The 9,881-nt window shown below is 42.6% G+C and carries 9 protein-coding genes; 8 read left to right on the plus strand and 1 reads right to left on the minus strand.

What is annotated here, in order from left to right; genetic code table 11:
- From VLX91_05885 to VLX91_05920, 8 genes are all read left to right on the plus strand, one after another.
- Positions 1-732 (plus strand): hypothetical protein, encoded by a 732-nt coding sequence (locus VLX91_05885; GenBank protein ID HUI29727.1) that lies wholly within the window; start codon positions 1-3, stop codon positions 730-732.
- 23 nt (positions 733-755) lie between these two features.
- On the plus strand, positions 756-2,594 hold the full coding sequence (locus VLX91_05890) for a response regulator (GenBank protein HUI29728.1): 1,839 nt from the start codon (positions 756-758) through the stop codon (positions 2,592-2,594).
- A 39-nt stretch (positions 2,595-2,633) separates the two neighbouring features.
- A complete protein-coding gene (locus VLX91_05895; protein HUI29729.1) occupies positions 2,634-4,739 on the plus strand; it encodes a hypothetical protein in 2,106 nt (701 codons plus the stop codon).
- A gap of 364 nt (positions 4,740-5,103) precedes the next feature.
- Entirely contained in the window at positions 5,104-5,403 is a 300-nt protein-coding gene (locus VLX91_05900) for a hypothetical protein (GenBank protein ID HUI29730.1), read from the plus strand.
- A 257-nt stretch (positions 5,404-5,660) separates the two neighbouring features.
- On the plus strand, positions 5,661-6,842 hold the full coding sequence (locus tag VLX91_05905; protein HUI29731.1) for a hypothetical protein: 1,182 nt from the start codon (positions 5,661-5,663) through the stop codon (positions 6,840-6,842).
- A 52-nt stretch (positions 6,843-6,894) separates the two neighbouring features.
- Positions 6,895-7,518 (plus strand): hypothetical protein, encoded by a 624-nt coding sequence (locus tag VLX91_05910; GenBank protein HUI29732.1) that lies wholly within the window; start codon positions 6,895-6,897, stop codon positions 7,516-7,518.
- Positions 7,519-7,566: 48 nt separating this feature from the next.
- Positions 7,567-8,235 carry a hypothetical protein gene (locus VLX91_05915; protein ID HUI29733.1) on the plus strand — a complete coding sequence of 223 codons (669 nt, stop codon included), beginning with the start codon at positions 7,567-7,569 and terminating at the stop codon, positions 8,233-8,235.
- 45 nt (positions 8,236-8,280) lie between these two features.
- On the plus strand, positions 8,281-8,583 hold the full coding sequence (locus VLX91_05920; protein ID HUI29734.1) for a hypothetical protein: 303 nt from the start codon (positions 8,281-8,283) through the stop codon (positions 8,581-8,583).
- Between the two features lie 16 nt (positions 8,584-8,599).
- Here the strand turns inward: VLX91_05920 and VLX91_05925 are convergent.
- Positions 8,600-9,881 (minus strand): T9SS type A sorting domain-containing protein (locus VLX91_05925; protein HUI29735.1); only part of this gene is annotated, 1,282 nt, incomplete at its 5' end.

Genomic DNA, 9,881 nt, shown 5'->3' on the forward strand with positions numbered 1-9,881 from the left:
ATGGGAACAGCCATGGTTTTAATCGTGACAAATACACAGAAATTGGAGGATGCAAACATTAATGAGGAATCTCAGATTGCACTTGGCTTAATATCCAACAATGATGATATCTTAAAGCAAAATAGTCCACTCGGGTACGAGGCGTCGCTTGGTAAGTTTGTTTCCCTTAAAAACACGCACGATATTATTCTTGTCCATGAGAACATGGCACAGCAACAGATTATAGCGCACAGCGTTTTTAAATCCCTTCTCGAAAATGCGGACCCTTTGGTAGGTGTCGTTCATTTCGCAGCCCAAGACATGAGTACTTTTATTGAGAGTAAACTTCGACAGGGAAAGAGAACAGACTTGCAGCTTGTTCATCATGGTTCGGATAGCCTGCCGACACAACTTTTCAATGTGCTGTGCGATAGGCAGATTTCAGACAAAAAGGGTGAAATTTTAAAAATCCTTAAAACCGATTTTACACTAGAATTCAAACTCAAACTCTTGCACCAGCTGCATGTTCCGCCCAATAACATTTCAGATGCTGAAGAACGCTGGAGTAAACTCATCGAACTCGTTAAAGCAGACGAAAGAGAAAGCGGTAATCGAGAGCAGTATGAAGAAGCGTGGAGGAGTCTCAAAAAAGGATATCAAACATTAAAAGAGTCCGATGAACAAAAATATGAAGAAAAATACATGGAGTTGCTTGCTGTGTTTCGTAATAGGTTAAATTTGATTAGAGAATAGACTATGGCACGGAGACACGATTGATGTACAAGAATCGATTTGGACCGCAAAGCAATCAAAGCAGAGCGCCTGCCAAAACTAGGGCTGACAAATCGTCCCCATCTGTAGTGATAATTGATCACAACAAACCATTCGTCGAATTCCTCGTCCAGCGGTTTAAGGGGCTTGGATATAATTCGCAACCTGTAATTGGGGCAACTTCAGATGAAATTCTTAATGCGTTAGCGAAGGTGGCAGGAATTCGAGCCATATTCATAAATATCCATCTGAGACTCAGCGACCGAGAAAAATTACAGAGTTGTAAAGGGATTGATTTGGCGAAGCACATTAGACTTACCCAATCTCTGTCGGACGATTTGCGCAGGTGTCCTATGGTCATCTACTCTTTTTTCCGGATTTGGGTCCTGCTAAAGACTGATCCAAGAAATGTATTCCTCACTTCACCAGGCATTTCTGTAATCGATGCCACACAAGTTATTCATTTAGAATTACGCAACCATGAATTGCACATCGGAAAGTTTAAATCAAAGGTGACTCCTTTACGCTCGCTTTCATTGTTGACACCTTATCTCAAGCTGGACATGTCGGAAGCCATAACTCTTGAAAAGCATAAAATAGCAAATTGGTGGGGACCGAGTCGCCTGTTAGTCGGGCACAAAATTTTCGTGAATGATCCACAAAGTCTAGATATACAATATGCTGGAAAACAGCTTCAAGATAAGTTCAAAACTCGCAGCGAGGATGTTAGCTCAAAAGAGATTATGTTCATAAATGAACAGTCTATTAAGATTGGATCAAACGAACGAGAGCACCAAATTGTTTCGTACCACGATGGCGTTCAAGGAATTTCCGATACACTTAATAAGATGGTTTTGGCAAAACAACCCGGCGTAACTGAGCGAGACAATCTGAAAACGCTGATAGATAATCTTTGTTCGACGAATGGTATTCCGGGAGTTCAGAAGAAATTCAAGGGCGTGTTGTATATAGATGATGAGATTGATAATGGATGGCTGGATGTTCTTCACATGCTTTTGGGAGAATCATATGTCAAGGCTATAAAATCTTTCGATGAAGCATCAGAGGCGGTAAGGTACACTAATTTACGTGAATACCTTTTGGTTTTGCTTGATCTTAGGCTGCAAGGAGAAACTCAGAATAGATATTCCAATATCATGGATTTCAGCGGAGCCAAACTCCTGAAATTGATAAAGGACCCCAAGCGTGGTGATCCAAGTATGCCAGTAATTATATTCACCGCCTCTTCTCGAATCGAAATCTTGGAACAACTTACCGAATTGGGAGCCGATGGCTTCTGGTCTAAAGAAGGTTTACTGAATTCACCCGATGATGCGTACAGTTTTCGTAACTATTTAAAACTTAGAAGATTGATTTACGAGGCACTTGGCCAGGTCCGCCTGCGTTTAGTTTGGGATAAAATAAAATCCCTTGAACAGAGGACAATTGATGCAGATACGATGGCTTATCTGTATGATGCCTTTTCGTTTCTAAGAATGCGAAAGAAAGTGTGGAACTCCGTCTCAATCAGCAACGAAACAAACTTTGGAGAATCCATTCTTCACTCGTATTTAGCGGCTGAAAATCACTGCAAAGAATTGGTTAAAAACCTTCCTTGGGAAGAGCCATCAGTAGTCCCAGGTATAATTGAAGGCGGTTTTAAGAATATGGTCACGGCATTGTCGAATCGTAACGTCATTAATCTAAGTCATGAAAATGCTTTAATGGCACTGAGTAACTTACGGAATACGGTCGCTCATTCTTCGAGTGAAACGACTGCGACTTTTGAAAATGCAATCAATTCAATAAACCATGTTATTACGTTCTTATTAGCAAAGGGGTAAGAAAAAGCAATAGAGGAAAGCTGAGTGTGACGCAATAAGGTGAAGAAATCAGAATCTAAGGAACAGCGTGTAGCAGAGTTCTCGACTCAAAAGTCGCAGATACTTTTTATATGGAACACATATCCATATTCTATGTCCTTGGCAGATACTTTTGGCAGACAATCTTTAGCCCTCTCCGAAAAAGAAGTTGCCGACATCGACATTTCTAACTGTTCTTTTATAGTAATTCTTGCGGAACTAGATTGGAATGGGAAGAAACTTTCCGATTTTTACGGAGTGGAAATTTTGAAAAAACTTCGTGCAGAACGGCATATGACTGCGCAGGTTTTATTCTGTTCGTTCCTACCTGAAGAATACTTTTACTTGCCCACGCATCATGGACGATTTGATATACTTAAAACCTCAGGGCATCACTTCTGTCAGCTTCCCGCAGACTTAAAGACAACTCTATCTAAGCTGAACATGGAACCGATCGACATAGAGACCCTAGAGGACATTGTGGATAGTACTTGTGGTCTCAAAGGTCTGTTGTTTGAAAGGATCCATGATCTAAAGAATTCCGTCATGATATCCGAACAACATCAAGCTATGCCACTTGAGAAGTTCAATCAAATGATCACTGATGCCGTTGAGACTGCCAAGGGAAAGATTTCAAGTTTGTTTTTTGACGACACAGGAGTCTTACGAGTCTTTAGCGAAATAGTTAAGGAAATAAACTCTAAAGTGAAATCTGAACAAGATTACTCATCGGTGACAGATATTATAAGTAATTCCGAGGGGCGTTTGCAGGTGCTTTTGCCGTCTCAAGAACAAAAGACTGTCTCTTCTCTGACAGGAGAGAGGCCTCCATGGAAGATTTTGTTCGTTGATGATAAGGAAGTTAGCCGCCAAAGGATACGTGAGGAATTTGAAAAACGAAACATCACTTGTGAAATTGCCTGCACAGCGGAGGAAGTTTTTAAGATACTTGATGATGATGTTGGCAGAAATTTGATTACTGCATTGATTGTTGATTACCGTCTCCTTACCCCTGACGGGCGATGGCAGGACATGCAAGGATATTCGATTATACGGAATGTCCACAGTAATAAATCAAACTTTCTCGCATACTTCGGGTTGACATTCGCAAATCGAGAGGCCCTTCTCAGAATTCAGAGCAGGTATCAGATACGCGTCGTCCAATGCTCGAAGGAGGATTTAACCTCGCCCGGAACATTCAACATGTTCGAAAGAATCAAAGAGGAGGCAGAAAAGACATATAAGGCCGTTTGCGGCCTGCCAACTCTTGGAGCTTGGCACAAAAAAGCAAGAAAAAATGTAAAACCATTGAAAATGTACTATCGTGTTCACAGGGCTTCCGTTGACTACGAAGACGCTGAGAGGGAAATAGATGAAAAATCCCTTGGATACCTAAACTTGATTGAGAAATATGAGGATAGCCCGGAGGTTCCATCGGTCAGTGGTAATTATGAATTTCAATCTGAATTAGATGAAGATGTTGATAGCCCGGAATCGATAAGAATTTTTAGAGAAAGACTCATTGGCCGAAGGATTGCAATCGGTCTCTATGTAAAGCTGGGCTTCCCGCGCAAGAAAATTTTTTATGCAATGCAAAAAAATCCACAATTGAATTTAGACGATATTCCTGTGGAAGATCGAATCAGTGAGGCTAGTGTAAGTGCTTTGCTTTCAACTGCATTGGCATTTTCAATCGATGATATCCCCGATCATTTACTTATCGAAGAATATCAATGGTATCACAGAATTTTGAATCCCCACATAGATGTGTTAATTACCAGATTGTATAAGTCACTTAGTAACCTTTTTACGGTTTTTCAAGATCAACTGAAAAGTAATGCTATTGACCCCGATCCTTTTGCAGGTATTTCAATTAGCGTTAACAACTTTAAGACCGCAAAAGAAACAGTAAGATTAGGGTTTGAGGCTGCAAAACGAAATGAAATGGTGACATTCTTAACTGAGCAATTGCTTGGGCTTTACAGAGATCAGAAATTTAGTGAAGCTCTTAGGTTTAGCGGGATTAAATCTTTGCTTGAACGTCATGGTGTAGGCAAAAGCAACGACATCGAAAGTGGTACACTATATAAACTTGGGGTTAATGAACCTGATGATGACCCTAGCTGACTGAGTCATATTCAAACTAGATTCCTGTGACTGAGATGCAACCGGCACATCTCAATCACGATTCATTGTAACCCATTATTACCGAGCACCTTCCTTTTTCTAACTCCGCCACAATCCGAACGGGATCTTCTTAGCAAATCTCCCATAAAAACCTCTAATATCGCACGCCCTTTGTCGGCGAAAACAGGTTTTCATAAGTACTGTCAGCCAATTGAGGCTAATTGCGCTTAGCCTAAAATGTATGCGTGGATATAAATACGCAGTAAGATCATCCGGCTAACTCAGCTAATTAGTCGATTGTCATATTAGAATTACGATGGACCACAGAAATAAAGTGAACTGCAATAAGTCTTAAGGAGTTCATATGGACATTGTAACCGACATTATCTGCTTCAACGCCAGGAATGAAGCAAACCTGGACGATAGGGTGTTCAATCTTGCAGCCACGTTAGGCGTTGTGGCACGGATTATCAGAGATTCTTCAGGGGAACTCTCTGTCCACTGCGAGGCCAGCGAAAAAGCTATGATGGCATTTATGATCGCTTTGATGAACGAGTTATCGCCCCTCTCGTTTAGAATAACCTCTGGAAATTCCTCGCGATGCGACTATTCCCACTTATGCACAAACGTTGAGCAAGTCAATTTTATTGGGAAAGCGGTTTAAGTGGAACTCTCAAGTGGAGCGGTAGGGTGGAAAACGAGCGGGGGTGATTATCCCCCCGCTCGAAAAAATTTGTCCACGAGAGATAACTAAGAAATGGAATGAAATGCAACATTTTCAGTCCGGCAAGACTACAGAAGGCAGAAAGTGATTTCGGGATGTGGTATGATTGTGATCTTTGAAGATGGTAAATCAAGGAAGCTAACGACAGCTAATCGGTCAATCTGTTAATTGTGATCAAAGAATAGGAGATTAATTCCATGAAAACGATTAGAACTTCAACAGCGCGACGCGCAGGTAAACGAGATGGAAGACCTTATCGATTCACGTTCTCACCGCCGTTTAAGGAACCAAAAACAAGCAACCCGCCTATTAGTCAATCGATACCAGTTGAGTACGAAAACTCAATTCGTGGTTCAGCTGAGGCATCCCTAGCTCGCGTATCCAAAGCATGGCATGGTGAGGATAAAATACTACATGCGAATTTTTGCAAGGCGGTAAACCATCGTCAGACCCTTCTTCACCTTTCAGAAGAGATTCGACGAGATTATGGGAACGCCAAAGCTATAGTGGAACGGTTGCGAACTATTATCGAAGGTTTTATGAATCCTCGCTTAAGTCCAAGGTGGGGTACGTTCTTCCTTCTCGCGGTTGGAATATCCGAATTTTTCCTGAACTCAAGCGCTTTTCAAATCTTGGGTGAAGCACGCCTGATGACTTTTGGGATCGCCGCGGGGATGGGATTGGGGTTGCCGCTCCTGGCTCATTTTTGGGGAAAGTCCCTGAAACAAGAAAATCCAACTCCCATGGATCTAAAGATTCGTGCGTGGGCACCGATACTTGCATTTATTCTAATTGTTTCCGTTTCTCTCATCCGTGCCATGTATTTCGCTGGTACCGTCGGCGAACTATCGGGATTACATCCATGGCTTCTAGCGATTCTGCTCATGGGGATTAATACTTTTCTCTGTGCTCTTGCGGTCAAAGTAGCGTATGAGATGTCGCGATCTCAGGAAGCAGAATATAGAACAACTCGTGATAAGTTGTTGAAAGCCGAAGCGAGGTTTATGGACGCATCCGAGAAGGTTGCAGCCTTGAACTCTAATTTGGCTTCGGTTGAGAACGAGATTATTGAAACGCGGCACAAACGGGAGAAAAGGTTTCAAGAAGTTCATGACGATAAAGACGAGATCATCGCAAGCTATCGCTTCTTGGTTGAGACTTATCGGCGGGCGAATTTGACTGCTCGCAATGATCGTCCACTTTGTTTCAACTACGCACCGATTGACCCGGCTGTTCCACCAAATCTTGTAAGGATATCATGGAACTGTAACCCGCTCGATATAACTATGGAGGTAAATTATGCTTTCAAAAATAGTGGTGATGGCACTGATAACAATATCAGTTCTATCTTGCTCCCAAGTCGCGCAAAGGACCAATAACGAGATCGTTTGTGTACTGTTTGACATCTCAGGGAGTACCAACAATCTCCCGATGCGGCGAGCGTATGCTTACAATCTCAGAATGGTTTTATCGGAATTGAAGCCAGGAGACAGGCTGATAATCGGGTACATTAATTCGAACTCGCAAGAAGTTTTGACTCTTCCAGTCAATATAGAACTTCCGACCTATACCGAAAGTTGGTTCGATAATCCTGAGATTGACAAGAGAGAAAAAAGAGAAACCCTGCAGTATATCGCAGACACTCTTCGGTTCGTTGAAGCGAGCGTTGACTCGACAATCGCAGTCGGTCGTTGCAGTGCCGACAGAACCGATATCATAGGTTCTTTAAAGCTTACCCAACGGTTGTTTGAGAACTATCCTGATTACGAGAAAATTCTAATGATAAATTCAGACATGAGAGAAGATGACGTATGGTACAATTTCGACAGAAAAGATCTTTCTAATGCCAGGGTTGACAGGATTATCAAAGAGCTTGGGCAACGTGGATTAATAGCGAACTTAGTCGGTGTGAAAATCTACGTTGCCGGTGCTTCGGCTAGGACTATCAGGCGTTATGATGAAATAAAACATTTCTGGTCCCAATACTTCCGAAGTGCGGGTGCTAATTGTTCGGCTGCAGATTACGGAGCGGCCCTTATTAGGTTCGATGAATGAATTACTTGATAATTGAATACAAATAACAATGTAAGGAGGGGACAACACATGCTCACATTTATACTGCTTCTTTTTTTCCTGATGATCCCCATAGTGCTCATTAAGCTCTTCAAAGGATTCTTTGGCGTCGTCTTGGGCTTGGTTCGACTGTACTTATATCTTTTTCTTTTGCTATTGGTCATGGCACTTGTAACGGCCGGGTATTTTGCTTCATCACGTTCAGCAAGTATTCACGAATTCCATGAAGCGGGTCAGTTTCCGCCCCAAGGCAATATCGAGGATTTCGCAAATGAATTATTAAGGAAGTACTACAATCCCAATTACCATGTTGCAACTGATGTGGAAATGCGGTGGTCCGATTATTATCTCGATCATATTCAGAAAGAGCGCAAAAAATGGGACTATTATCCCTACATCGTCGTTGGAAATTTCACCGGAAATGGTCGCCATGATATTGCAGTTTTTGCGGTTATGAAGGGAAATAGGTTTGTTCACAGATTCATTATTTTCAATTCTAACGATTGGTCGCATCCGTATGATTTGGGTAATATCGCGGACGGCATAGCGCTGTTTCCTAAATCCAATATTAGTAGTCATTGGGAAAATCACCCTTTGGACATGAGACATGATGGAGTTGTGACCTTCAAGTTCGAAAGCTCTGCAATTTTATGTTATTGGGACGGAAGAGAGTATAACAGATACTGGATCAGTGATTGAGTGGTTCTAAGAGTACAATTCTTGAAGCAAAAAAGATTCTAAGTCATGACACAAATGAAACGCGAGTCAAAATATCAAAAGCAAATGCGGCAGTACATCAGGTGCCCTAAATGTGCCAAGCGGGCAAGGAAAACCGGCCGCAGTGTGCCGGTTATCGCAGATTGTGCCAACATAGTCTCCCTCGAAAGACGCCTAACCGAATATTTTTGCCTCACCTGCACTCTATGGTTGTGCCATGATACTTACACTAACCTCATTTTTATAGGTCACCTTGAAGCGTCAGCCCAATTCCTAAAAGAGATTCTGGAATTTGAGCCGGATGTTTCCCTCGAGTGGCGCGACTCTTAAATAAACAAGCTGTGTTCTATTTGATGACCATGAGCTTCCTTATGGAAACAAAATTCCCGGCAATCAACTTATAGAAGTACACTCCGCTCGGCAAGTTACTCGCATCGAAAATCACACGGTAGCTTCCGGCAGGCTTCTCTTCATCGACCAGAATCCGAACCTCTCTTCCCAATACATCGTAAACCACTATCATGACATGAGACTTTTGGGGGAGGTCATACATGATGTTTGTCGATGGATTAAAAGGGTTTGGATAATTTTGGTAAAGCGCAAATGATTTGGGTAATTGGTTTGAATTATCCACAGCGGTGACTTTATCAGAAGTTCTGAACGAAAAACTACTCAGAGAGGAAACGACGGTGTATCCGTCCGTTGCCGTGACTGACCAGTCATAATTCGAAGAAACATTCAAAACCGGCATGAGGTTGCTGGTCAAAGACGTGTCCTGCAAGTTTGTAAAAGTGGTGTCTAATCCTGTGCCTTCCAAGTGAAGGGAATATTCAACGGAGATGCCTGCGATAGTTGCTGATCTCGACCAAGAGAATACAATTGGTCTTGTTGGGTAGAAAAGTTGGACCGTATCGTAGTCGGATGGCGTAAAGAGAGTAACAGGTCTGAGTGTCGTGTCCATCATAGCAATGCTTCCCGTTGGCTTACTCCAAAGATATTGCGATGTTCGGGCTCTTACCCAAATTGTATCTGTATGATTCCAGCTTAATTCATTAGCCTGAACAGTGACGATCCCTTTCCCGAAACTTCCGCTCGTTGGCGTCATGGGGATTCCATAGCCAAGCGCAACGGCATTCGGGTTATTGCCGATAACAACCTCGGCTGCAGCAATCGATCTCGTGGGATACATAAGTTCGGCAGGTGCGCTCCATCTCCCCTGATCGTCCTTGACTCTGAGGTGAACAAACTGCCCCTGCGATAAACTAACACTGGACAAATTAAATGGAACATTTGCGGCACTCGTGATGGACACGGACGTTCCGTTTCCCGCTCCGGGATCCGGACCCACGAAGTACTCGACATAACTGACAAACGCTGATCTATTTACACCGGTACCTGTGAATGTTATCGAACGTGGCACGCTCCATATTCCATTAGTGTTCTTGAATCGGAAATGGATCAATTGATTAGTCGCTAAATGCAAATTCAAGATAGCACTGGTTATCGTAGTGGACGGACTCGAAATCGATATGGGTGTTCCATTTCCAACACCCGGGTCACTCCCGACAAAATATTCGCCGACAGTTATCTGTGCTTGCCTTGGAATTACCTGCGCATTGGTGGTAATG

The sequence above is a fragment of the Candidatus Acidiferrales bacterium genome, from assembly GCA_035515795.1.
Taxonomy (GTDB): domain Bacteria; phylum Bacteroidota; class Ignavibacteria; order Kryptoniales; family JAKASW01; genus JAKASW01.